Origin of the sequence: Wolbachia endosymbiont of Drosophila bicornuta, from assembly GCF_028982105.1 — a bacterium.
Classification (GTDB): domain Bacteria; phylum Pseudomonadota; class Alphaproteobacteria; order Rickettsiales; family Anaplasmataceae; genus Wolbachia; species Wolbachia pipientis.
Genome location: NZ_JAPQLF010000005.1, coordinates 1 through 697 on the forward strand (window position 1 = coordinate 1; position 697 = coordinate 697).

Here is a 697-nt window from a genome sequence, read left to right on the forward strand (position 1 = left end):
TGTTTATGGCTATAGCAGGCCAGTAGCATATTACGGTCTGTTCGGATTATTGTAAAAAGAGCTATAATTGGAACATGGTCGTTGTTGGAGATGCAGAAAAAGAAAAAGTAGCAAGTTACCAGAAGGTGTTACGCCAGATACATTTGGTCCAAGGGTTAAGTCTATAATTGCAGCACTCAGCGGATTTTACAAAAACTCAAAGCGTGAAGTGGCTAGTATCATAAATGACATTTTTAATTTGAACATAAGTGTTGGCAGCATATCAAATCTTACTATTACCCACAAATATAAATGTACTTATAAATAAAGTATTACAATATTAAAGTTTGCAAATATTGAGGGTATAAAAATGGCAAACGAGAGTAATGAATGGGCTAAAAATGAATTTGGAGATGCTGTACTTGGAGATAAAAGATTAACTGACCGATTAGTAAAGATTGATGATAGTTTGATAAGTTTACCTGAAAGCTCAATTAATGAGGCATGCGGAAGTTGGTCAGAAGCAAAAGCAGCATACCGTTTTTTTCAAAATGAGAATGTAAAAGAAAGTGATATTTTAGCTACACATATTAATAAGACGGTTGAGAGAACAAAAGCTCACAAGAGGGTTCTTGTCATTCAAGATACCAGTTATAGCACTTCTCGCAATAGTCCGAATAGGATAAGATATGTGCTTATGGCTATGGTAGAGCAGTAG

2 pseudogenes are annotated in these 697 nt (G+C 34.9%); both read left to right on the forward strand.

Annotated features, from left to right (window positions below):
- Positions 1-67: 67 nt before the first annotated feature.
- Positions 68-295 (forward strand): annotated as a pseudogene (locus OZD68_RS00030) (IS66 family transposase); the annotation flags it as partial.
- Positions 296-349: 54 nt separating this feature from the next.
- Positions 350-634 (forward strand): annotated as a pseudogene (locus OZD68_RS00035) (IS4/Tn5 family transposase DNA-binding protein); the annotation flags it as partial.
- Positions 635-697 lie beyond the last annotated feature (63 nt).